At 41.2% G+C, this 24,611-nt stretch carries 22 protein-coding genes; 9 read left to right on the forward strand and 13 right to left on the reverse strand.

The window, feature by feature from the left end:
- Positions 1-17: 17 nt before the first annotated feature.
- The 3 genes from rnc to CYLST_RS10625 form a co-directional block, all read right to left on the reverse strand.
- Complete coding sequence (gene rnc / locus CYLST_RS10615; protein ID WP_015207722.1) at positions 18-701, reverse strand: ribonuclease III; 684 nt, start codon at positions 699-701, stop codon at positions 18-20.
- A gap of 136 nt (positions 702-837) precedes the next feature.
- Positions 838-1,623, reverse strand: a complete 786-nt coding sequence (locus CYLST_RS10620) for an NYN domain-containing protein (protein ID WP_041233573.1) — start codon at positions 1,621-1,623, stop codon at positions 838-840.
- Positions 1,624-2,630: 1,007 nt separating this feature from the next.
- On the reverse strand, positions 2,631-3,128 hold the full coding sequence (locus CYLST_RS10625; protein ID WP_015207724.1) for a DUF937 domain-containing protein: 498 nt from the start codon (positions 3,126-3,128) through the stop codon (positions 2,631-2,633).
- A gap of 314 nt (positions 3,129-3,442) precedes the next feature.
- Here CYLST_RS10625 and CYLST_RS10630 point away from each other — a divergent pair, with 314 nt between their 5' ends.
- On the forward strand, positions 3,443-4,996 hold the full coding sequence (locus CYLST_RS10630; RefSeq protein ID WP_015207725.1) for a YcjF family protein: 1,554 nt from the start codon (positions 3,443-3,445) through the stop codon (positions 4,994-4,996).
- A gap of 144 nt (positions 4,997-5,140) precedes the next feature.
- Positions 5,141-6,931, forward strand: coding sequence for a serine/threonine-protein kinase (locus CYLST_RS10635; RefSeq protein ID WP_041233056.1), 1,791 nt, complete (start codon positions 5,141-5,143; stop codon positions 6,929-6,931).
- Between the two features lie 132 nt (positions 6,932-7,063).
- On the opposite strand, the gene CYLST_RS10640 is transcribed toward CYLST_RS10635, so the two are convergent.
- Positions 7,064-9,178, reverse strand: coding sequence for a tetratricopeptide repeat protein (locus tag CYLST_RS10640; protein WP_015207727.1), 2,115 nt, complete (start codon positions 9,176-9,178; stop codon positions 7,064-7,066).
- A 106-nt stretch (positions 9,179-9,284) separates the two neighbouring features.
- Between CYLST_RS10640 and CYLST_RS10645 the strand changes: the two genes are divergently transcribed.
- Both CYLST_RS10645 and CYLST_RS10650 read left to right on the forward strand, forming a co-directional pair.
- On the forward strand, positions 9,285-9,986 hold the full coding sequence (locus CYLST_RS10645) for a rhomboid family intramembrane serine protease (RefSeq protein ID WP_015207728.1): 702 nt from the start codon (positions 9,285-9,287) through the stop codon (positions 9,984-9,986).
- 159 nt (positions 9,987-10,145) lie between these two features.
- Positions 10,146-10,709: an NIF family HAD-type phosphatase gene (locus tag CYLST_RS10650; RefSeq protein WP_015207729.1), complete on the forward strand. Its 564-nt coding sequence runs from the start codon at positions 10,146-10,148 to the stop codon at positions 10,707-10,709.
- Between the two features lie 2 nt (positions 10,710-10,711).
- Here the strand turns inward: CYLST_RS10650 and CYLST_RS10655 are convergent, their stop codons facing one another.
- The 4 genes from CYLST_RS10655 to CYLST_RS10670 all read right to left on the reverse strand — a co-directional run bounded on the left by CYLST_RS10655 (position 10,712) and on the right by CYLST_RS10670 (position 17,330).
- Positions 10,712-11,461, reverse strand: a complete 750-nt coding sequence (locus CYLST_RS10655) for a nucleotidyltransferase domain-containing protein (RefSeq protein ID WP_015207730.1) — start codon at positions 11,459-11,461, stop codon at positions 10,712-10,714.
- Between the two features lie 154 nt (positions 11,462-11,615).
- Complete coding sequence (locus CYLST_RS10660; RefSeq protein WP_015207731.1) at positions 11,616-14,747, reverse strand: hypothetical protein; 3,132 nt, start codon at positions 14,745-14,747, stop codon at positions 11,616-11,618.
- Between the two features lie 640 nt (positions 14,748-15,387).
- Positions 15,388-15,633 carry a Calvin cycle protein CP12 gene (locus CYLST_RS10665; protein ID WP_015207732.1) on the reverse strand — a complete coding sequence of 82 codons (246 nt, stop codon included), beginning with the start codon at positions 15,631-15,633 and terminating at the stop codon, positions 15,388-15,390.
- A gap of 341 nt (positions 15,634-15,974) precedes the next feature.
- Positions 15,975-17,330: a GTP-binding protein gene (locus CYLST_RS10670; protein ID WP_015207733.1), complete on the reverse strand. Its 1,356-nt coding sequence runs from the start codon at positions 17,328-17,330 to the stop codon at positions 15,975-15,977.
- 404 nt (positions 17,331-17,734) lie between these two features.
- Between CYLST_RS10670 and CYLST_RS34385 the strand changes: the two genes are divergently transcribed.
- Both CYLST_RS34385 and CYLST_RS10675 read left to right on the forward strand, forming a co-directional pair.
- Positions 17,735-17,911, forward strand: coding sequence for a hypothetical protein (locus CYLST_RS34385; RefSeq protein WP_015207734.1), 177 nt, complete (start codon positions 17,735-17,737; stop codon positions 17,909-17,911).
- Positions 17,912-18,023: 112 nt separating this feature from the next.
- Positions 18,024-18,476, forward strand: a complete 453-nt coding sequence (locus CYLST_RS10675; protein WP_281172823.1) for a restriction endonuclease — start codon at positions 18,024-18,026, stop codon at positions 18,474-18,476.
- 172 nt (positions 18,477-18,648) lie between these two features.
- Here CYLST_RS10675 and CYLST_RS10680 read toward each other — a convergent pair whose 3' ends face one another.
- The 4 genes from CYLST_RS10680 to CYLST_RS10695 all read right to left on the reverse strand — a co-directional run bounded on the left by CYLST_RS10680 (position 18,649) and on the right by CYLST_RS10695 (position 21,692).
- Positions 18,649-19,296 (reverse strand): carboxylesterase family protein, encoded by a 648-nt coding sequence (locus CYLST_RS10680; protein ID WP_015207735.1) that lies wholly within the window; start codon positions 19,294-19,296, stop codon positions 18,649-18,651.
- 8 nt (positions 19,297-19,304) lie between these two features.
- Positions 19,305-20,042 carry a hypothetical protein gene (locus CYLST_RS10685; RefSeq protein WP_015207736.1) on the reverse strand — a complete coding sequence of 246 codons (738 nt, stop codon included), beginning with the start codon at positions 20,040-20,042 and terminating at the stop codon, positions 19,305-19,307.
- 130 nt (positions 20,043-20,172) lie between these two features.
- Complete coding sequence (locus CYLST_RS10690) at positions 20,173-20,505, reverse strand: hypothetical protein (RefSeq protein WP_015207737.1); 333 nt, start codon at positions 20,503-20,505, stop codon at positions 20,173-20,175.
- 188 nt (positions 20,506-20,693) lie between these two features.
- Positions 20,694-21,692, reverse strand: a complete 999-nt coding sequence (locus tag CYLST_RS10695) for a metal ABC transporter substrate-binding protein (protein ID WP_015207738.1) — start codon at positions 21,690-21,692, stop codon at positions 20,694-20,696.
- An 89-nt stretch (positions 21,693-21,781) separates the two neighbouring features.
- On the opposite strand from CYLST_RS10695, the gene CYLST_RS10700 reads away from it, so the two are divergent.
- The 3 genes from CYLST_RS10700 to psaK all read left to right on the forward strand — a co-directional run bounded on the left by CYLST_RS10700 (position 21,782) and on the right by psaK (position 23,980).
- The gene (locus tag CYLST_RS10700) at positions 21,782-22,609 is read left to right on the forward strand and encodes a metal ABC transporter ATP-binding protein (protein WP_015207739.1); all 828 of its coding nucleotides are present in this window, start codon (positions 21,782-21,784) and stop codon (positions 22,607-22,609) included.
- Positions 22,610-22,669: 60 nt separating this feature from the next.
- Positions 22,670-23,515 (forward strand): metal ABC transporter permease, encoded by an 846-nt coding sequence (locus CYLST_RS10705; RefSeq protein ID WP_015207740.1) that lies wholly within the window; start codon positions 22,670-22,672, stop codon positions 23,513-23,515.
- Between the two features lie 189 nt (positions 23,516-23,704).
- A complete protein-coding gene (psaK, locus tag CYLST_RS10710; RefSeq protein ID WP_015207741.1) occupies positions 23,705-23,980 on the forward strand; it encodes a photosystem I reaction center subunit PsaK in 276 nt (91 codons plus the stop codon).
- A 52-nt stretch (positions 23,981-24,032) separates the two neighbouring features.
- On the opposite strand, the gene CYLST_RS10715 is transcribed toward psaK, so the two are convergent.
- The gene (locus CYLST_RS10715) at positions 24,033-24,317 is read right to left on the reverse strand and encodes a hypothetical protein (protein ID WP_015207742.1); all 285 of its coding nucleotides are present in this window, start codon (positions 24,315-24,317) and stop codon (positions 24,033-24,035) included.
- Positions 24,318-24,611: the final 294 nt, after the last annotated feature.

A 24,611-nucleotide genomic window follows, 5' to 3' on the forward strand; every position in this document is an offset into this window, starting at 1 on the left:
GAGATGCAACATCATCTCTACAACAAAGCTTTCTTTTTCAATTTAGCTAACGCATCTTCAGCAGCGGCTTTTTCAGCTTCTTTTTTATTGCGTCCTTTACCTTCACCGTATTCTTTTCCATCCACCAAAACTTTAGCTACGAATTCTGGCGCGTGAGAAGGTCCACCTATTTGTTCTGTTTCATATATTGGGGGATTTGGGGTAACATTACGTTGCACCCATTCTTGAAAGCGGTTTTTTGAGTCTACATTAGAACGAGACACAACAATTTTTTCTGATACAGAATCAAATAGCGGTTCTATAATTGCGCGAACTGCTTCAATATTGGAATTATTATCTAAATAGTAAGCACCGAGGACTGCTTCAAAGGTGCTGCTGAGTAAATTAGGATTTTGATATCCTCCATCTCGAATTGCACCTTGTCCTAAACGCATCCGAAAGTCTAAACCCACCTCAAGAGCAAACTTTGCTAATTGCTTTTCATCTACTAATGCAGAACGGCGACGAGTTAATTCATCTTCTCCTTTTTCTGGGTGACGTTTATAGAGATATTCACCGCTTAAGAAATTTAGTACAGCATCACCAAGAAATTCTAGGCGTTCGTTATGTTCGCCTTCTCCTGGGTGTTCGTTGACATAAGAACGATGGGTAAGTGCTTGGCGGAGGAGTTTTTCATTTGTGAATGTGAGAAGTTTGTGCATTTTTATCTTTTGTCTTGTAGCGGAAATTAACTATTATCATCAAAAATCAAAAAACCGCAAGGTGCGGTAGTTTTGTTAAATCCCAGTTAATTAATATAACTGGATTTTAAAAGCAAATTCAGGCAGCTAGTTTATGTTACTTTATTAAACGCAATTCCTGATTTTGCCTTTGGATTCTACCTGAAGAACCGACAGCAGCTTCAACAAACTTACCAAAGCTTTTAAATTTCTTCCCATCAGGTGTAAAGATAGAAGCAACACCCTGATATTTGGGGTAAAGTTGACGCATTGATTTACTAATATAGCCGTAGTTTGTGGGTTTACCTTGGCTTACTGCGTTTTTGACAGTCTCAATTAGATATCCTTCAGCTTCATTGTAACTAATTTGAAGCTCGTTGTTAGTGGTTTGAGGTTGAGTCTTTTTCCCAACTAATAGCGGTAAATCATCTAAAAAGTGGAAATTATCATCACCAACCAAATTAATCAACCTTGAACTTTCGCTACCTCGTTGAGCAAAGATTATCACCTTTTTACCCATAGAGTTGAGCATAGATATCAATCCGGCAAAGTCCCAGTCTCCCAATACTAGGATAATTATATTAGGAATAGGCGAAGGTTTTGGTGCAAACAATTTACAGCAATCAAAAGTAAGTCTAGCATCTGCACTATTCTTTGAACTGTCAGGAACATCAATACAGTTAAAGCCTACAACTTTTAGCTTAGTTTTGGCAGCAACTTGGTCTTTATGCTGTGAATTGTAGTAAATATTTTTGCAAGCTACAGTCCCTTTATGTTCTGCAAATTCCAGCAATAAACTAGCAAATTTGGTAATTGAGGAAACGTTCTGAATATCGCAAAAAATGCCAATAGAATATTTCTTGAGGCTTTTTTGTCCGTTTGAGGGTAAATGATGGCTTGTCATTTGAGTATGTCCAGAAATTGGGTTAAGGAAACCGGACAGTTTCAACAAATCACACATCTAGCAGCAGCCTAGCTTTAAGAAAGGGGTTTATACTCAAAAAGTATTTCCCTTCTCGTTAGGCTCTCTTTTGGCAAATCTAATTGATTTCTAGTCTAAGAACGTATAATCCCCGGCTTACTGCTAAGTAGCGCGTTATTCCTTCCCCTGAACATTCACCCAAATATCTAGTTTTCCCGCTGATAGTCTAGTCAATGATTTGACGCAACATCAGGCTGAATGTTCAGCCGAGAGAATAACGCGATACCTGGCAGTAAGCAAGGGATTCTACGTTGTCTTAGACAACAATCAATTTTTGCACTTGTCGAGTCTTGCTTTAGAGTGCTGTTATTTGGCTGTCTTAAATATAGACTGGCATAGCTTAAAATATATGTCAAGCATTTTCTTTGTTAAGAACTGTAAACCAGATGTCCCCATACCAATAAATTTTAAGGGACTTCCAATTAAAAAAAATATCCAATAGCTAGGGACACAGCATTGCTGTGTGCCTACAAGTCTATGATTACTGGATAATTTATTTTTGGTATTCCCTAAGAATCTAGTTTTGGTGGAAACACCTGACTCAAATCAAGGGACAAATTAGGGAAACGTCAGGAACAAGATCCCCTAAATTTTAGAGATTATTGATATCAATGCCTTTGGCTTGCAATTTCGCTAATAAGTCTTGATAATTTTGATGTTCTTGTTCTGCTCGTTGACGTTCCTGTTCTGCTCGCTGGCTCCCCTGGACTTGGGGGACTTTGAGAAGTTTTTGCCCCCCGTTCGGGGAGCCACTGCTCGACTAGGGTTTCCCGGCTTAAAGCAAGTGGCGTGGGTTGGGGGGATCTCGATCAATTTTGATCCGAATCAGACATCCTCTAAACGCCGAGCGAAACGGATGAATTAATGGATTTCATGATTCTATGCAGCCTCACATAAAATTGGTATAAGTCCTAAATTAAGTTAGTGTGTTAGCGTCCTAAAAACCGACTAGCTAACTTGATAGCGTCAGCGATATCAACATCACCATCACCATCACCATCAAGGAAAGAACTTATTGCTGGATTTCCACCAGCTTGCAAGAAATTTAGCACCACGGGCACTATCGAAGGTAGTAATTGTTGAATCATCTCAGCATCTAAGCCAGTGCGCTGGGCTGCAATCTCAGCTACCTGTTGTTGGATGGCTGGAGAAAAGAGCGAATTAACGGCTTGGGTGTCGGGAGATGTACCAGCAAATTGATTAACAAAATTTTGTGCTGCACCATCTCCATCTGTAGCTTGCTTGTCTTGCAAAGACGATCGCACTTGACCACCCACGACTGTTAAAATCGTTTGGATAGTGGCGGAGTCTGCACCAGTAGTATTTTTCAGCTGCTCTACAGTGTTGAGAAGATTGCCGATTTGACCTAAACCGCCTTGTTGATTAGAGCTAGAGACGGCACCGAGAATTTGATCAAAAAGTCCCATAAATTGATTTCTGCCTTGGTTCTGATTTCAATCAAATTCTTGCACAAGCTGCCACTTGCTGCTGACTAGGAAAAAATCAACTTGAAAAACTAGAATTTTAGGAGGGAGTGATTGACAGTGCTGTACGCCAGATCTGGATCTTGATCTAACGCCAAAGGGAAAAACGAACTCCGCAGCCAGTGCTGGAGGGAAATTTACGGAGAAATTCTGCCTCAGTTGATCAAAAGTTGCTTCTTTCTACTCTGGATAAAAACGCTGAAGCCATTAAGATGAGAAGCATATGCGTACTTCATACCTACTAAACTTTGCGATTCATGCCTCTCTCGCGCATAGTTACGTTGATTGTTGGTTTAATCGTCATTTTGGGGCTAACCCTGTGGCTGATTGATTCCCTCTCACGACTTTACTGGCAGTTGTCTTATTCTCCCCTGCTTGGCAATCTGCTGCTGTTGTTGCTGATTGTCCTCGTCGGTGGCTTAGTTGCAGCTTTTATCTATTATGTCTTGGTGCTTCAAGCGGGTGAGCAGCGATCGCGCCGTGGAAGCAAACGAGTGACACCCGCCCAAATTCCCGCCGCTAAATCTGATGCAGCTTCTACCACTCTCCAAGCGGTGAAACAACAGGTGGCGCAAATTCAAGATGAAGTCACACGTCAAGCTTTACTCAGTCGTACGCGAGAAATTGAGGCTAACTTAGCACGGGGAGAAATTCAAGTAGTGGTGTTTGGCACGGGAAGCGCTGGCAAAACCTCCTTAGTAAATGCGATTATGGGAAGGATGGTGGGTCAGGTGGATGCCCCAATGGGAACAACCCAGGTAGGAGAAACCTATTGTCTACGGTTGAAGGGATTAGAACGGAAAATTTTAATTACAGATACACCAGGGATTTTAGAAGCGGGTGTCGCCGGCACCGAACGGGAACAGTTAGCCAGGGCATTGGCGACGGAAGCAGATTTACTGTTGTTTGTTGTGGATAATGACTTACGGCGCTCAGAATATGAGCCGTTACGGGGTTTGGCGGAAATTGGCAAGCGATCGCTTCTCGTGCTCAACAAAACTGACTTATATACAGAAGCTGATCAAGAATCCATCCTCGCTCGGTTGCGTCAACGGGTGTTAGGATTTATTGCTCCTAATGATGTAGTAGCGATCGCCGCTAATCCCCAACCGGCACAATTAGAAACTGGCGAAACCTTCGAGCCAGAACCAGATATTATCCCCTTATTGCGGCGAATGGCGGCAGTTTTACGCGCTGAAGGTGAAGATTTAGTCGCAGATAACATTCTCTTACAATCTCTGCGATTAGGAGAAGAAGCACGAAAACTCATTGATTCCCAGCGTCGCCGTCAAGCTGATAAAATCGTCGAGCGGTTTCAGTGGATTGGTGCTGGTGTAGTATCAGTCACCCCTCTACCAGTCGTAGATTTACTCGCAACAGCCGCCGTTAATGCTCAAATGGTCGTGGAAATTGGTAGAGTTTACGGCTGCGAATTGAACATGGAACGGGGGCGAGAGTTAGCCCTTTCTTTAGGCAAAACCATCGCCGGTTTAGGCATTGTCAAGGGAGCAATTCAATTACTTTCTACCGCTTTGCAACTCAATGTGGCGACATTTATTATTGGTCGAGCCATTCAAGGGGTGACAGCAGCATATTTAACTCGAATTGCCGGTAAGAGTTTTATTGAGTATTTCCGTCATGACCAAGATTGGGGTGATGGCGGCATGACCGAGGTAGTGCAGCAACAATTTCAAATCAACCGCAAGGACGAGTTTATCAAGGTGTTTGTTCAAGAAGCGATCGCCAAAGTGGTCAAGCCTTTAACAGACAACTTTGAAGACAGAGAAGATCACAGCAAAGAATCTAGGTAATTAGACACTTTTTAATTACCTCTAACTCCATAACTTCTAACTGATACTTTTACGAAGATTCTTTACTTAAATTTCTTCTTTAGGATTCCGGAAACTGGTAGCAATGTCAGAAAAGATATATATGAATCTCTAAGTAACCAGCTCATGAGCTACCACATGATCGGTAAAATACTACAATCACGTTATCAAATTGTCCAAGGTCTAGGTGCAGGCGTATTCGGACAAACATATATTGCCGCAGATATCGATTGCCCAGAAAACCCCAAATGCGTTGTTAAACAGCTGAAGGTAAACAGTCGCCAATCTAGCTACTTAGACTACCTCAGGTTACGCTTTCTCACAGAAACCGAAACCCTGAAGCATCTGGGATGCCATCACCAAATTCCCAGACTTATTACTTGCTTTGAAGAGAATGAGCGATTTTATTTAATACAAGAGTATATTGTAGGACATTCCTTGACAACAGAACTGCCGAGCAATCAACAATGGGGAGATTTGTGGAGTGAAAGCGAAGTTGTAGAATTCCTCAAAGATGTTTTAGGTATCTTAGAATTTGTTCACTCTCAAGGCTTTATTCATTGCGATGTCAAACCAGAAAATATCATTAGACGTGCCTCTGACGGCAAGTTAGTTCTGATTGACTTTGGCTCAATTCAGCCAATTGACTTTAGCATTGACGCCGAATTACCCATTTGTCTAATTCCGGTTACCTCATTGGGGTATATACCACCAGAGCAATTTATTGGTCAAACAAAGCCCAATAGTGACCTTTATGCTTTGGGGATGATTGCCATCCAGGCTTTAACAGGAATAGCTCCTCTACAATTAAACATAGATTCTCACACCAATGAAATTTTCTGGCGTTCTGAAAACACCCCAGTTAATAATTATTTAGCTGCTGTTCTTAACCGAATGATCCGCTACAATTTCCTAGAGCGCTTTCAATCTGCGAGTGATATACTGCGCGTACTCGAACAAATATTTCGGCAAACTCAGCCACAACAAATCACAGAATCACAGTTTCAAGTCACCCAAAAGTCAGAGGTTGAGGATAATATTTCTCACCAGCAATCTGTATTTAGCTCCTCATCTCCACTATTAACAGGCATTAAAGTTGGACTAACAGTGAATTCTTTGTTGATGGGATTAGGAACCTATTCTTTAGTTAATAATTCTTCGGTTCCATCAGAGACAGAAACTTTATATAAAGCAACAAAAGAATATCAAGCAGGGGATTTGCAAAAAGCGATCGGACTGGCTAAATCAATTCCCTCCCACAGCAATGTTTATCCAGAAGCTCAAGCCACAATTGAAGCATGGCAGCAGCAATGGCAAATTGCTACAGAACACTATTTAGTCACAGAACAAGCCTTGAATGAGGGTAGATGGTCAGATGTACTACATGCTGTGCCAAAAGTGCCGAGTATTGCATATTGGCAATTTAAAATCAGCAAACTAGTTGAGCAAGCACAGGCTAATATCGAAGCACAGACGCAAGACTTATTAGCTAAAGCTTACGAAAAAGCAGAGAATAGAGAATTTTCTGTTGCTTTAGAATATCTGCGTCAAATTCCTCAAGAAAGTGCGGCTGGTGCTATAGTTAAACGAAAGTTGGTTGAGTACACTCAAAAACGGCAAATAAGAGCAGAATATTTTTTACATAAAGCCTACCAAAAAGCATCTGTTGGTAACTTTGACGATGCGATAAAATTTATCCATAAAATTTCCAAAAACACTTCAGTTTATGCTCAAGCTCAAATCAAATTGAATGAGTATACTCAAAAGCAGCGTCTACGTACTGAAGCTCAAAATATAGCTATATTGAAAATGGTTCCGTCTCCACCAAAACAAGATTCATTTGTTCGCAGCAACTCAGCTAATAGAAATCAAACTTTGCCAATAGAGAATTACCTGGAAGAGGTAAATATTCGCTAGTTATACCATTTGGAATTGTGAAAAATCTAGTGAATAAGTTTTTCTGAAATCCAATTATCGCCATCATTGCTCAAATTGGTTTTATTAGTAACTTGCTAGCTAAAAATCTGAGGCTTAATTTATTTGATTTGTTTAAGGTGTCAACCCAGGACTTGTTATAGTTGGTACGACCACAGGCTTTGATGTTGTGGCTTCCAGTTGAACTTGTGCTTGATTGCGGGCGTCTATCGCTTGTTGGTAATTAGGCTTGTATTTAATCGCTTGCTCATAAGATGCGATCGCCTCTTGATACCGCCGCAAGTTCAAAAAAGCGTTACCCCGACTATACCAACTCTCGTAATGGTCAGCCTTGTAGCGCACGGCCTTGTTATAGGATGCGATCGCATCTTCATATTTCTGCAAACTATATTGTGAGTTTCCCAGTGCATACCATACTAGATAATCATTTCGTTTCAAGGCGAGTGCTTTATTATAAGATTCTATCGCTTCTTGATAGCGTTGGATTTGATGTAGCGACCAGCCTCGACTATACCAGGCTTGATAATTGCTGGGATTGTATTTAATTACTTGATTAAAAGACTCAATTGCTTCTGGATAGCGCCGCAAGTTAATGAGCATATTACCTCTTGAAAACCAAGCTATATTATAACTTGGCTTATATTGCACCGCTTTGTCATAAGCTATAAATGCATCTTGGTAGCGGTTTAAATTGACTAATGCATTTCCCAAACTATACCAGGCTGAGTTGTAATCTGGTTTTAGTTCCACTACCTTATTAAAGGCAATAACAGCTTCATCATACTGTTTTAAATTATGTAATGCTAATCCTTTTTTATACCAAGCTTCATAATATTCTGGTTGAAATTCAATTGCTTTCTCATAAGATTTAATAGCATTGTCGTATTGATTTAAATTTCTGAAAGCATCACCTTTAGCATTCCATACTTCTGGGTAGTCATTTTTCAGTTGTATTGCTCTGTCAAAAGAGGCGATCGCTTCTGAATATCGTTGTAAATTTGCCAAACTAAAGCCTCTACCACTCCAAGCTTCTAAATAATCCGGCTGGATTTGTATTGCTTTATCATAAGCTGCCAGTGCTTCTGGATATTTTTTTAATTCAAATAGTGCTTTGCCTTGTCCATTCCATCCTTGAACATAATTTGGTTTGAGATTAACTGCTTTTTCATAAACTGCCAGCGCATCTTGATAACGTTGCAATTCTAAAAATGTGTTACCTTGTTTATATAATTCTGTGGCATTATTATTATTAATCTCCTTAACAATAAATACTGATGCTGTGCCACTAACACCAACTAGAAACATCGCTAATAAAAACTTCAGAAATATGCCTTTTTTATTAAGTGGTCGAGTTTTGATGTTATTGGGTAGAGCAGCGGGGGCTAAAGCTATTGTACCAGAGGTGAGCGGTGCTAACTCTTGCAGCGCTTGTAATGCCAACTTTGCCGAAGGGTAACGTTGGCGGAAATCATAACACACCATTTTGTCGATAAATTGGGCAAATTCTGGTGATACTGCGGCAGAATTCCGCCAGATAATTTCATTAGTTTCGGCATCCTTTTCTATTTGTTCAGGGTTTAATCCTGTGAGAGATTGAATAGCTATTATCCCCAAAGCATAGAGATCGCTGCTAAATTTTGGTGTCCCCTGGGCTTGCTCACCAGGAATATAACCAGGAGTACCAATAGCCACAGTAGATTTAGTTTTACCTCCGGGAATAATCACCTGAGTAGTGATTTGTTTAACTGCACCAAAATCTATTAATATTAACTTGCCATCTTGCTGGCGTCTGAGGATATTTCGCGGATTGACATCACGGTGAATTACCTTTTGTTGATGGACAAATTCTAATATTTGCAAAATTTCTCGCAGCAGGGAAATAACCTGATCTTGACTTAGGGTTGTTCCTGGTGTTATTTCTTTACTCAGGTCATCACCTGGGATAAATTCCTGTACAAGATAGAATTCTGCGTTTTCTTCAAAGTAAGCTAAAAGTTGGGGAATGCGATCGTGAGTACCTAACTTATACAGTACTTGCGCTTCCGTATCAAATAAACGCCTAGCCGTCTCCAAAGTTACTGGATCGGTTGACTGAGGTTTCAGCTTCTTGACGACACATTCAGGTGTTCCAGGCAATTGAGTATCATAAGCGATAAAAGTTTCACCAAATCCACCACCTCCCAAGTGGCTAATAATTTGGTATCTTCCAACAAGTGTGTTTCCCAGCATCTGGTTTGCCTAGTTGAGTACAATATTACCTGATTCCAATCTTGCCACAGGCTAACCGGATACTGGGGAGATGGGGGAATTAACTAACGAATAATGGCTAATTTAGATGATTCCTATCAGTGATAATATTCGCAGTCGAAGCAAGCCGATGATAAATTATTGGCTGATTGGTATTAACCTGGTCATATTCCTATGGGAGCTAAAACTAGAACTGAGCGGTGAATTAGGCAATTTTATCAACAGTTGGGGTGTTATTCCGGCGCAGATCAATCAGGCAATCACAAATGCAGTGTTTTTCAACCCAGCGGCTTGGATAGTTGTATTTTGGCGTTCATTTTCCCTGATTTTGGCGATATTTCTCCACAGTAGTTTTAGTCAAATCTTGGGTAATCTAATATTTTTGTGGGTTTTCGGCAAGACTGTAGAAAATATTCTAGGTACTAGACGCTATTTAGGACTTTACTTGGCTGCTGGGTTGCTAACAGAGGTGGTGCAAATTCTGGCGGAACCAAGTTTGACAGTGCCATTGATTGGAGCAAATGGGGCGATTGCAGCTATTTTAGGAGCTTATGTCTTCAAGTTTCCCCAAGCCAAAATAGATACTATTTTACCGTTAATTATCGTGTATATCCCGATTGAATTACCTGCTTTTTACTATCTATTTTGGTGGTTTGTACAACAGTGGTTTTATGGTATTGGCGGTTTAAATATTTCTGGTGGGGTGAATCAATCTAGCTTTGGCTATTGGGGACAAATTGCGGGTTTATTTATTGGTGCAGGTGTGATGAAATTGGCGCAAAAACGTTAAATTCGCCCTGAAGAATGGAAGTCGCGTTTACATGAAAGTTCGCGTAGCTTCCCGTAGAGTCCGCCTCTGAGAACTGGAGGATAAGAGGGTTCATTTAGTGATGTTTAATGTTGGGATATCTTCCCAACATACGTAAATATTGATTTTTACTAAAAAAATATGCTGTTAATTTTAGACTTAGACGAAACACTTATTCACGCCACAGAGCAAAAGTTAGAAGAAGAACCTGATTTTATAGTTTTTGATTATTTTGTTTATAAAAGACCATTTTTAGATGAATTTATCGAAGAATGTGGTCAAAGATTTGACTTAGCTGTTTGGTCATCAGCAGCAGAAGATTACGTACAAGAAATTGTGAAACAGATATTTCCAGCATCCATAAATCTAAAATTTGTCTGGAGTAGAAACCGTTGTACGCCAAAAATTTTACTTCAACTAGATGAGTTTTACAATTATAACTTAGATGTAAACAGCTATTATCACTACACTAAGCAACTTAAAAAAGTCAGTAAAAAAGGCTTTGATCTGAAACAAGTTTTGATAGTTGATGACACCCCAAGTAAAGTAGTAAACAGCTATGGCAATGCAATCTATATCAAAGAATATAAGGGCGAATCTTCAGATAAAGAACTTAAATTTCTTGCTAAATATTTGCTGGTTTTGAAAGATGTAGAGAATGTCAGAACAATAGAAAAAAGAGGATGGCGTAAGTTAACTATCTAAGATCATTTTATCCATTTTCTGAAAAAATTATCCAGTTGATTCAAATCTATATTTGCCAGATTTAATTCTTTTGCTATCCGTTCATTTTCTTGAATTGTATCAATAAGAAAAGCATCAATCAGCGGTTCTCGAAAATGCAAATATGATTCATCTGTCCTTGATTTCAATTCGACTAAGTCATTTATTCTGTTCTCTAAGCTTTTATCAATAAGAGTGAGCATATTTGTAAATTCAACAGGTGGCATGGTTTGCTTTTGTTTTATCCATTCTCCAGCAATTGTCGCTCTTAAAGCATAAAAGTAATGTTTGAGTTTCACCTGTTCACCTGATGAGCAGATCTCAACATATTTTTTCGCCATATTTAGATAATGGTACATTACAGCAATAGCTGAAAAGCATTGTTCTCCCAATTGCTGCATTTCTTTTAGGAAGGTGTCTTCTTTTTTATATACAATTGGTGATTGTATCCATTCTAGCAAGGGTGCGTTAGATTTCCACATCAGCTTAAGTGCTTTTTTAAGTTCCCATCCGCCGATGTCAAGTTCATTATTTATTGGTATTTCAATGGTATCTTCTTTTTCTTTCAAAGTCAGATACCAATCAGTTGGATGTGTATAGATAAAACGTATATCATAATCGCTGTCTAGTGAAGGAAATCCCCATGCACGCGAACCAGACTCACAAGCATAAAATATCTTAATCTGTTTTTGTTCTTCGAGTTTATTTAGTTTTTCGATGATCAGTGGGTTCATGGACTTTATTAAATACTACTGTTAACACAATATTATACTAATCATAAATAAGCACAGAGGTTAACCGATATCATAAGTTTTTATTAATTCCACAATCCAAAAAAAAAGCCACCCAAGTGGGAGGCTGAAAATTTAGCAGAGACAACTTGTTAAACTACACAACTAAAACTGCGATCGCACCGCCTAAGGCTGAGAAAATAGCTGAAACGGTTGCTGTGGCGAACAACCACCAAGCGGCCGTTGCTGCTGCTTTTCTCGTTTCCTCAGCTTGGCGCTGGGCTTGGTGCTTCACTTCTTCTAGGCGGCGTTGCGTTTCCTGTTGTATGCGTTCGGCTCGTTGCAACACCGTATTCCGGGCGCGTTCAATTTGGTCAATAATTCGGTTGGCGTCTTCTTCAGAGATATCCTCACGGGAACTCAAAACGGCGACTAAGGTATCACGGTCAAAATGGGATAGGCGATCGCGCAAGGCATCAAATCCCGCATGGGGATCTTCCAACAACGTGCGAATATCGCGCTTGATACTGTCGTAGTTAAGTTCTGGGCGATCTAAGGAGTTGAGATAGTTGCGGACACGGGCAAAAACATCCTCAATTGTATCTTGAATCCGCCGTTGCATACCCCGCACCTGTTCGACAAATTGATCGCGCACTGATACAACGTTATCTGCAATCCTGGCCGCTTCTACATCAGAAATATCTTCCCGAATTTTCAGCAGGGCAATAATTGTCTCACGGTCAAAATGGGCGAGGCGATCGCTAAAACTTTCGATTCCCACCCGTGGATCATGCAACAACAGTTGCATATCGCGCTTGATACTTTCTGGGTTCAATTCTTCCTTGCCAGTCCGCCGCAAATACTCTTGCAGATAAGTTTGGAAATTTTGCACTTTTTGCTGTGTGCGGGTAGCTAGACGACGGGGCGATCGCACAATGTTGCGAATCGAAGTTTGCACACCATCAATGATCTGATTGACTTGCTGTTCACTCAAGTCTTGCCGCTGACTCAGCAACTTCACTAAGGTATCCCGGTCTATATGTGACAAGCGCTGACGCAGTGCCACCGCCCCTTCTTTAGGATTTTCAAACAGTTTAGTGAAATCCCGCTGAATCCCTTCTGGGTTGAGTTCTTCTTTACCAGTTTTCCGGAGGTAATCGGCAATCGTCGTAGACACAGAGTCATATTGCTCCTTAGCTTTATCTGCGACTATTTGCGGTGCATGGCGGATGTTATGCCAAGACTCTTCAACCACATCAATAATTTGATTAGCTTGTTCTGGGGTTAAGTCTTGGCGCTGACTCAACAACTTCACCAAGGTATCCCGGTCAAAGCGAGATAATCGCCAGCGAATTGCCGCAATTCCCGCTTGGGGATCTGACAGCAGTCTTTTGAGATCGGCGCGGATGGCATCAGGGTTTAATTCTTCTTTCCTGGTATTACGCAGATATGACTCGATATTCAACCACAGGGTTTCGGCTTGATGTTGTGCCTGTTCTAGCAGTCCCAGAGATTCGACCAAAACGCGATCGCGCTGTGCTTCCAATTCGTCTAAAATCGGGTCGATTTCTGAAGCTTCAATATCATTGCGTTCTCGCAATATCTCCCGCAACTCCTGACGTTCAACTAGGGCCATTCGCCGGGACAAAGTTTCATAATCTGCTTCTGGATCTGCCAACAGCGGTTTGAAATTCTGCTCAATTGCTTCTGGCGTTAAATCTGCTTTGCTGGAAACAAGTAGATAAGTTTCAACTCGTCGTTGCAAGTCTTGGACTATTTCTCTTTCTTCAGCAGCGGTGACAGTCACCAACACGTTTTGGCGCACAGCTTCCAGTTGATCAGCAACTCGCTGAATTTGGGCTTGAGTCAGCAGTCCCCGTTGTTGGAGAATGTTGACAAAATCGTTGCGGGACAGTTTCTCTACTTCCCTGCGGACAATTCCCGGATCAGCGGCGGGATCATAGATCACATCGCGGAATTCCTGGGCAATTCTTTCCTGGCTTAGTTGCCAAGCGTAGGTGTTGAGCAGGTAGTTTTCCACATCAGCGTGAATTGGGCTGTAGGGTTGTGCTGCTGCGGGTAATCCTAGCTTGTTGGCTTGGGTAGCGACTTTTTCTCTAGCAGAAGAAAGCGATCGCCAAATTTTTTCCACATCCAAATCTGACAAATCCGCTCTTCCCAAGACAACGCCGGTGAGTGCTGATATTGCTTGTTGTACGAAACCAGCAGGTTTTGGTTCTGCTTCCTTTGAACCCTGGGTTTCGGCAATTAGCCGATCCAGTTTGGCGTTGAGTTCATCTGTCTTAGCTTGTCCTGGGGGGAGTGACTTAAGATATTCCACCAACTCACCTACATGGTTGGGGGTGGGACGTTGCTGACTTACCGTCTGTTGCCAAACCTTGAACAAGGTGTCTGCAATGCGGTTAACCTCTTTTTTCGAGAGGTTAGTGCGATCGCCTCCGGCGGGCGCTCCCGCGCCATCGCTAACTAGCTCAATAAACCGCTGACGGTCGATGTTGCGGAGGTCTGGATGACTGGCAATTTCCTTAAATTGCGGTTCATTAAGGATTTTTTCAAACTCAGCCCGCATTCTAGAGACATCTATTTCTGGGGGACGTAGCTTCTCTATGTAATCTTCAATATTCTCCCGGATGCTCATCGGGTCGATAGCGTTACCGATTTCCCGACGCATCGCAGAGGCTGCTGCTTCTGCTGTCGCTACCACTTGCTGATTTACAGCTTTTGCCCCCATTGCAGCGGTAGCCGTCCCCAAAATCGCCTGAAAGCCAGAAGTTGCGGTGTTGACCACTGAGCCAATTAAAGAACCCACAGTGGTAGAACTCACCCAAACTAAAAGCAAAAAATATGCACCCCAAATCACTAAACCGAGAATTGCTCCCAGTCTGGGGTCTAAAATCAACAAGCTCAATTTCACAGCCAAAAAACAGGCGATTAATAAGGCAATTGTCACCGTTACTAATGTCCAAACTCCTAGGGCTGTGCCAATTTTGCGAATTGTGCCGCCGAAGCTGCCGACTTCCCCACTACCTGAATCAGATTCAGATGAATGTCCCAGATAGGAAATACCAGCAGCAATGGAGAGGTTTGTTAAAACTAATTGGAAAGCAAAGGCGAGAATCACACCAGAGATTAAAGCGACAAAAAAGCGCGGCCCAGAAGTGAGAACCGAGGCCTGCGCTGGTGTGACGGTCGATGATCCTACTGGAATCTGTGCCACCCACAAAAGTGGGTTGTAACGTTCCAGTAAGAATTCCATACTTTGAATCATTGTATTTCCTGCCTCTATCTATATTTAAATTTGGGAATTAAGGATTTCGCTGTATTTTTGGCAATACCCAACTCTATGTATTTCTCAGAATCCAGGAATTTAGGTACCTAATGCATCCCCCCAAAGTTTGAAAACCTCATCCGGCGGAAGATAGAACTTTAGAAAGTTATGAGTAATAAATTTAAAATTTTTCGCCTGTCTTAACTTAGTTTAATGCACAATTCATGATATTCTAAGGATATTGATCACCATAGATGCACACAGATAATTTCTCGATTTTGCTAGTAAGAGATAATTATTGATTTTTCTGACTTAATTTATTTATTTTACGTAGTTAATTATTTTTTATGTAAAAAATAACGAATGCATTCAATACAAAGCCGAACGATTAAAATCGTGGCTACCAGAACAAAGTCCGCGGCTCGACTGAGCTTCGCCGAACGTCCTGCGCGGACTAATATAGATAAATATTAAATAATTCGTGAAGAACAAGATCCCCGACTTCTCAAAGAAGTCGGGGATCTGAGGGATCTGAGTGAAATAAAATTGCTATATGTAGATATTGTTTAGGGATTTACCGCTGATTTTAGAGGCTATTGAGCATGATGACTAAATCAGCGGTGGTGGATTTAGGAGATGGTTAAACGTCGTAGATTAGGCACTCTACGGAATCTGGATGGTTGTCGCAATAGTTTTCTAAGGAGGTTTGTTGTTGTTTTGCTCGCTGTTGATCTGCTTTTTCAGCTTGCAATTCTTCAACGATGTCCCAGGCTACAGCACAACCAGCGGAATTAATGCCATTAATATCGCAGGTTTCACGGGCTTCTGCGATCGCTTCGACAATTGTTTCTTCAAGAGTTGGAGTCACGTTTAAGGTTGTGGTCATGTTTTTTTTACCTTTGTTTACTGGGATAAAAATTGATTGTGAGCGGCTGTTAACATCAGTAAACTCACATTTCTAGTTTAGATAAGCTCCACATAAGAATCTGGTGTAAACACCGTCATTCTTTTAGCGAGAATGAGTGGTGAAAGCCCTCTTGTCATTTGCAATTTTTAAAGGTAATTAGGCTACACCCGTTGCAATAACTGTTGAATTCCGGGCTGGAAGGTTATGCAAATCTATGATTCACTGATCACATTTAATTAAACAGAATTTCTTAAAAAGATATTGTAGCTACAACTACAAATTAATTTTTACTTATCAGTAGGGCTGGGGTGAGTTACATTTTACAACTCTCCGAACTTGACCCCCAATTCTTGGCGCAAGCGATACAGAATTGTGTTTTGATCAACTTCCGAAAGAATTTCTTGAATGACGGTGCTAGCGCCCAATTGCCCCCAAGTACAGCCTTTTTCTAGATAGACTTGGGCGGCTTTACCTACAGAGTAAGCGCCATAACCGGCGATACCTGCTTGAGCGATCGCACTTCCGGCAAAGGCGGTAATATTGGTAGGGTTGTCACCGCTGGCAATAGCGGCTGTACTCTTGCCTAAACCTAGCAGCAGACTACTGCCTAATTCTCCCAGTAGCAAGCCACCGGAACTGAATAAAATCGTTTTGAGAATTTTGCTGGCTTCATAGCTAGTCATGGGTAAACCGTACAACCTAGCCAGAGAGCGAATTAAAGCCAAATCTGCGACAGTTCCACCGAGGATGTCTAAGAAGGCGATGGGATTTAAGCCGACTGCTAAAGCTTTATATTTGGTAAATTGCCAAATGGTGTCTTCTGCTTCTTGTTCGCGTAAATCGATGGTTTTTTGAGCGATCGCCGCTTCTGCATCCCGTGCTTGGATGAGTGCGTTTAAGGCAAGTAGCGATCGCCCCTCACGATTCAATATATTCAAAATTGTCTGCTTCAGTTCATCTACCTGAGGTGGTGGAGTTTCCCATTCATAACTAACACGTCCATCAGGCCACTCAACGCGCACCTCCATTGGTGCAGGTTCCGCAGCCACCATCACAATTTCATCAGGTAATAAAGGCTTGGCTTGGGGATTCCCTGCACCCAACTGCTGTAGATTATTGTAAATCTTTGTCCGGTCTGTATCTGGGTATAAGTCAATCTTGTTAAACACCAAAATCAGGGGTTTTTGTGCCTGTCGCAATTCCAGCAATCCTTGATACTCTGTACGCGTGATATCTCCAGATACGACAAACAAGATTAAATCAGCTTGCTGTGCCACTTCTCGCGCCATTTGCGCCCGTGCATCGCCCTCAATTTCATCTAATCCAGGTGTATCAATTAATTCTACCAGCACCTTACCCCCTGGTTGCCAGCGTACAGAACGAGGCCATTGAGTCACACCGTTGAGAGGCCCAGTTTGCAAAATCTTTTCACCCAGCAAGGCATTTAATACCGCTGACTTCCCCCGACTCACCAAACCAAAGACAGCAATTCTAATCACATTAGAATCTAGCTTGTTGAGTGTGGCGTTTAAAGCCTCTATTTCTGGTTTTACCAAACCTGCCAATTCTGGGTTTGATGTTAACTGTCCTGACTTACGAAGATATCCATACCAAGACAGCGCTTGTCTGAGACTAGCACGAGCGCGGTTTAAATGAGTTTCTTGCTGATTACGCACTGAGTTAGGTTGATTCAAGGTGGAGTAGGCAACAGGCTACATATCTATTTTGATCTAATTTGCAGGCTATCTGTGTGATTTGTAGATTTAAATTTTAATCAACCACGAAGGCACGTTCGCGCAGCGTCTCGAAGAGATAGGACACGAAGAGAAGAAAAATAAGTTTTCCCAAATGAAATAGCCCTGCTATATAACTTCATTAACTAAAGGATTTGCTGAAGCTGACACTGATTTGTATTTTGTGCAGCAGCTTGCTGCATTAATTTATTTAAGTTATGGTATTAAGTACATTCGATAATGTTGAAGAATCAGCTTTATTTAGTTGGTAAAATTGTCAAATATATCAGATACGCCTTTTGCTTGTAAGATTGCTACATTTTTTTTAGTTTTGATTGAAGGAATTTATGCCTAAAAAGAAAAATGTTGTTAAAGAAAAGAAAAATGATGGGAAACCATATGAAAACTATACCAGGAATATTCTTAATGATGAAACAGTTAGGAAATATTTAGAGGATAAATTTAATTTAGAGGATGTTTGTAAAATATCAAGTCGTATCGAGATCCCCCCTAGCCCCCCTTAAAAAGGGGGGAATTGGAGTCAAAGTCCCCCTTTCCAAGGGGGATTTAGGGGGATCTCAATATTTTTGATACATCACCAAAGACTTTTAAAACATCCTCTTATCTGGTATTTACATTAAACCAGAAGAACGCCTACCCGGTAATAAATCTGGAACAGGTTGGAATGTTGATGCTTATGGGCGTGATATGAATAATCGGCTTTTAATCATTGAATGCAAGCATCACAAAACAAACATCAAACAAAATATTATAGCTGCATTTGCTTATATTATTAAAGATGTAGGGGCAGACCTCGGAATTGTTGTCACTACAGCAAGATTAGACCCAGGGGCAATAAAAGTAGCAGACGCTGAGAATATACAGGTAATAGAGATAGGGTATAACCCAACAAATGAGGACTTCTTTATTCGTCTTCCCCAACATAATCAGGGAATTTCGGTAGTTTATACTGAAATTTCTCACAGCAGCGTATCGGGTAGTGGTGCAACAGAAGAACCAGTAGCGTATCCATTTTATCAAGGGGAAATAGATGAAGAAGCAGCAAATAAGGAAAATGAAATAGAGTAAGCCATCAAAACAGTAGTTTCCGTTTATTTGAACAACACCTCTCGTAGGGGCACAGCAATGCTGTGCCCCTACCCCGCAAGTTTATTTACCTGAAAATTGCTGTAATTTTAATTTAGAGACAAAGTTTATCCAGATGAGTAATTAGTGCAAGCGCTTCTTGCATTAATTTAGCTCAAACTAAAGTCTTCTGCCGGCGATGCTGCAAAAACCACTCATATAATTGTGGATTATTATATGTCTGTGTCCAAGAGTCGTGTTCGGCTTCTGGGTAAACTGTTAACTTTACATTTCCGCCGTAGGTTTTCAGCGCTGAAACCATAAGTTCCGACTCTCTCAAAGGCACTACATTATCTCTAGCCCCATGAAATACCCACACGGGCAGATTTTTCAATTTACGTGCTCTGATTGGGTTGCCACCGCCGCAGACGGGCGCTATGGCGGCAAATCTGTGGGGTTCTGCTGCTGCCCAATGCCATGTTCCGTAACCACCCATGCTTAAGCCGGTCAAGTAAACCCGATGTGGATCAATCGGGTAAGCTGATATAGCTTCATCCAGAAGGTTGCTCAGAAGTTCTACTGACCAGTTCTGACCTGGTGGACATTGGGGGGAGATGACAATAAAAGGGAAATTCGGCTGTTCTTCAACAATTTTAGCAACGCCGTGCCTTTTCACATCTTCTAAGTTAGAGCCGCGCTCACCGGCACCGTGTAAAAATAAGATTGTCGGCAAAAGCTGTTCTTTTGCTGTGTCCTGATTGGGTAAGAAAAGCAGATAGTGGTAGCTGTTAGTGCTAGTAACTTGTCGTTGTGTTGAGTGCATAGCGATGTTTAACGGATGCGTTCAGCAATTGTATAACTCGGACGCTGTGTGGCTTCTCGCTGACTCTTAACTAGCCGAAAATCATGATCTATATATAGATGTTCTAAAGTTGGGGTAGCTAGATAGGCTTTCTCAAATTTCTTGACAGTACCTCTATCCATCTTGTCTAAGTTAATTTCTTGCTGTAACTCTATTTTTGGCGAATTATCCTGGAATTTAGATGAGACTATTGATGTAAACCACTCATCCGCATAATCGATTGTCAGCGGTTCTTCTCTGTTTTTGAATGCTTGGAATATGCCAACATTTTGGATATACCATTGCTCATTTTGAATTCCATACTTTTGCAAAACTATTAAGTCATAAGCTGGCAGTATCGAGGCGAATTTTCGCCAAAAAGCAGACTCTTGTCCTGGTGCATAGCGGGCAATATTGGCATAGTAACCATTGCCATGAAAGATTTGGTAAGACTGGTCATATATCCTACCTGGTAAAATGTCCTGAAACGGTATGGTAGACCAGATTGGTGTCCATACTCCCATGACAATTGACAGTTGTTCGCTAATTTTGGGAAACGGGTTGCGTTTGCTCAATTCTGAAAAATATCCGGCTAATTGATTTTTATAAAAATCTACTTTAGCTTTTAGTGATTCTACCTGACGATCTTTCACTAGGGCTAAAATGTGATTTTTAATTTCTGGTGTACTCCAACGTGTCAATTCTTCGGTATTTATGAAATTTACCATTTTTGTTCACCAGTTTATTTTAAACCAACTTAGAGACAGGATGCGATATTTTTTGGTTAGTCAACGAGAGGCAAAGAATATCCCCCCAACATCCCTAGCCAAGGGGGGATTAATTTCCTCATAATAGTAGCTACCACCAAATACGATTGCCATTTTCATCCATTCGTGCTTGGCGAATCACATCAGAAATTGCTTCAGCGTCTTTCACATGGTGGAGTGCCTTTTTTGTGCCATCGGGATATTCCACCACAAAGTAAGTCGGAACTTTAATCCAGTCGCCTGTAATGTCGGGTACGTCTACAGCAACTTGTTTGGCTTTCTCTTCAATTGATTGCGGTTTTTGGGAAATTACATCTCCCGGATTGGCTGTTAAATTTCTTTCTTTTACTGTTGGTTCTTCTCTAGAATGCCAATCTTCACTTACTGGTTGATTAATTTCTTGATCTAGATAATCCTTATTCATGGCTTTTTTTGGGAATTAAGAACTGTACTCTCGCTCATCTAAATTTATAAAAATATAGGCGGAATGAGTTCTTTCCCCAGAGAGAGTTTGAGAATAGATATCAGAGTTGATTATCAAAAGATATATAACCAATGACTCAAGAAATAACTAACTTTTTGTACCTGCTCTGATCACTTTGATAATTTGATTTATTTCTTTGGTTTGAATGGTGTAGATTTTCCCCCTAATGCTTCTACAATGCTGCGAGTATTTGCCTCCATCATTTTGATGTAAGTCTCTCCATCACTGCCTTTTGCACCAATAGAATCAGAATAAAGTTGATGTGGGGCTAATGTCACGCCTGCTTCTTGAGCAACGGTTTTAATTAAAGCTGGATTAATTGTGGTTTCGGCAAAAATTGCGGGTACGCCTATCTTTTTAACTGACTCTACTAATCGCTGTACTGTTTGGGCGCTGGGTTGTTCTTCGGTGCTGATGCCAATTAAAGTTCCGGCGATCGCCATTCCGTAAGCTTGTCCATAATATTGAAATGCATCGTGGGTGGTGATCAGTTTGCGTTTATCTGGGGGAATAGTTTGAATTTGTTGATTAATCCAGATATGTAGCTGCTGTAATTCGTTAGTCAGTTCTGACGCCTTCTGAGTAAATTTCTCTTTGTCTGCTGGTGATAACTCAATCAAAGCATCGCGAATTGCCTCCACCATGGCGATCGCATTTTCGGCATTTCCCCAAACGTGAGGATCAGGCACAACTTCTCCTTTACCCTTCTCTAACCGCAAAGGCTTGACAGCTTCCCCCGCTGCTAACTTCCGCGCTTTAGAACCAGCAGCATTCATTAACTTAATCAGCCCTGGTTCTAGGTTATAGCCGTTATACACAATCAAATCCGCTTCTTCCAAAACCCGGCTGTCTGCTGGTACTGGTTCGTAAACGTGAGGATCTGCACCCGGTTTGAGAATTCCGGTAAGCTGAATTTCGTCGCCGGCAATCTCTTGTGTCAAATCAGCAAGAATCGTGCTCGTTGCCACAACTCGCGGCTTACCATCTCCTTTGGCAGAGTTGGGGTTAGGGTTTAACTGAGTACAACTGAATAAAGCCAAAGGTAAAAGCATCCCCAGCCAAAGCCGAGAAACCGTTGTTTTCCTGATCCCGTCTGCCTTAGCCTCTATCTGTAGTATTAATTTCATTGATTTCAGGTATTACTTCTAATTATAGATTTTTTCATATTTCTCTCATTTTTATAGTAAGCTCAAGAAATGAATATTTAAGCGCAGTTATGCAAAACGTCTCTTTTTACCAGAAAATTAGCCAATCTCAGCGACAAGCTGGAGAGATACCTGCACAAGTTATTAAATCTATTGACATGAATTCCCCAGCAGCAATTAACATCGCTCATTTAGGAGTACACTACCGTACGCAAGAAGCCTTGAGGGACGTTAACTGTATTGTTAAACCGGGGCGACTGACGGGTATTTTCGGACCTAATGGTGCGGGTAAAAGTACGTTAATGAAAGGCATATTGGGGTTAGTTCCCCTGAGCAGTGGCTCAGTTTTATACCAAAATCAGCCCTTGATGCAGCAACTAGACAAAGTTGCCTATGTGCCACAGCGTAGCCAAATAGACTGGACTTATCCCGCGACAGTTTGGGATGTGGTGATGATGGGACGGGTGAAAAAAACCGGCTGGTTACGCAGTTTCTCAGCCGTCAGCCGCCAAGTAGCAAAAAATGCCATAGAAAGAGTGGGGATGAGTGCTTACGGCGATCGCCCGATTGGCGAACTTTCTGGAGGACAACAACAACGGGTATTTTTAGCCCGTGCCTTAGCCCAGCAAGCAGATATTTTCTGTTTTGATGAACCATTGGTAGGCATTGATCAGAAAACCCAGGCAGTGATTTTTGAAGTTTTCCACGAACTCACTACCGCTGGCAAAATCGTCCTAGTAGTCAACCACGACTTAGGCGAATCAATCACCCACTTTGATGATTTAATCTTACTAAATCGTGAATTAATTGCCACAGGTTCACGACAACAAGTACTCACAGAAGAAAACTTAAATCTTGCTTATAGCGGTAAAGTAATGTATTTCTCCGATGCTGCGTAAAGTATCAATTATCAGCATAGAGGGCGGGGAGACCCCCTACATTTTATAAATAAAAAACCTATGCTCCAAGCACTAATTGAGCCGCTGCAATATGGCTTTATGCAGCGTTCCCTCGTAATTGCGATTTTAGTTGGTTTGCTGTGTGCAGTCGTTGGTAGTTACTTGATGGTGCAACGACTAGCCTTACTGGGTGATGCTATCAGCCATTCAGTTTTACCCGGATTAGCGATCGCCTTTATGGTGGGAAGCAATATCTATGTAGGGGCATTTATTGCCGGAGTCTTGAGTACAATGGCGATCGCCGTGATCAGGACGCGATCGCCAATTAAAGAAGACGCAGCAATGGGTATAGTTTTTTCAGCATTTTTTGCTTTAGGAATTACCCTAATCACCGTCATTCAAAAAGATAACAAAATAGACCTAAATCACTTCCTTTTCGGTAACATTCTCGGCGTCACCGCTGACGAAGTGCGGGACACCGCGATCATTGCCACTATCGTTTTAATAGTCGTTGTTTTAATCTACAAAGAACTTTTATTTTACACCTTTGACCCCTTAGGTGCTCAAGCCGCCGGGTTGCCAGTAAATCGGCTAAATTTTGGACTCATGTTACTAATTGCTTTAACAATTGTTGCCAGCATGAAAGCTGTAGGTGTGATTCTCGTACTATCACTTTTGATTACACCAGGAGCCACTGCCTATCTATTAGTTAAACGCTTACATGAATTGATGATTTTAGGCGCGGTAATTGGCGTATTTTCCAGCATCAGCGGTATGTATCTCAGCTATTTTTATAATTTGCCTTCTGGTCCAGCGATTGTTTTAGTAGTGTCAGGATTATTTTTGTTGTCATTACTATTTAGTCCTAGACACGGAATTTTGATACCGAGTGTTAATAAAAAGTAGTTTTGCGGTGTGGTGAAGCTATGCCATTACATTTTTAATCGAGTCACCCCAACGTCGGAGATATCTATTAACCTTCCCTTTGAGGGAGGATTTAGCCGGTTCAGCAAGCTGAATATGTATATAGCTTTAGAGACGCGATTCCGTTTCTAAGGATATATCAACTGAAGGAATACAGAGGAAATAATTGTCATGTCCTCAATATTATTAGCAGTCCAAGTTACTGTTCCCAACACTGGTACTACTTGGAACTGGGCCGGAACCCCGATTATTATTGGTAGTTGTCTCTTAGCACTTTTGCTTGCCGGTTGGTCAATTCGCTATCCCCGGGTTGGTCAGAAAATGCCTTTGCCTTTCCCGTCGCTGTTCAATAATCCCAGTGTCGCTACATTTTTAGCAGCGATGAGCTTTGGTCATATTATCGGTGTTGCTGCCGTTTTAGGCTTAACCAATATTGGTTATTTGTGAAAATATGAACAACAAGATCCCCGACTTCTTAGAGAATTCGGGGATCTGAAACTTAATTACCAGTGACGAACGGATGACAGATGAAGAAAATTATTTTATAGCAAAGCCAGCGAATTGGTTTAAGCAGGAAATAAAAAATTATAATCTGCACTTTTTCTTGAGTAGGTTGATGACAAAAATGTAAAATCATCAACAATGGCAAAAATAGTGCATAAATAATAAAAGTAGGAATTACTGAAACGGTTTTGGCAATCTTCCGCGCCTGGATTTCACCAGCAGGAAGATTTACAGTGTCTATTTCATCAAGGCTTTTGATGTAAAAAGCTTGTAAAAGCATACTGTCTATCTCAGCAATACAGCATTAGTATGTACGTTGTAAAACTCAGATTATCATGAACTCTGGTTTATGAGTGTTCAAGGTTTTACAAATAAAGGAAAGATTTGGAAAACGGATCTCTTACCCATATTTACCGACAATACAGCGTTTGCTATCCCTGCCTTGTTTTATCTGTGTGACGACAACTTTCAGTAGACCAGTGCAAGAGTTAACAAAAATTCTTAAATAAATACATAAGTATAAATAAAAACGCAAGCTTGTTATGGACTAGAAATCTGCGACTGATGATAGGAC

This window comes from Cylindrospermum stagnale PCC 7417 (assembly GCF_000317535.1).
In the GTDB taxonomy this organism is placed as follows: domain Bacteria; phylum Cyanobacteriota; class Cyanobacteriia; order Cyanobacteriales; family Nostocaceae; genus Cylindrospermum; species Cylindrospermum stagnale.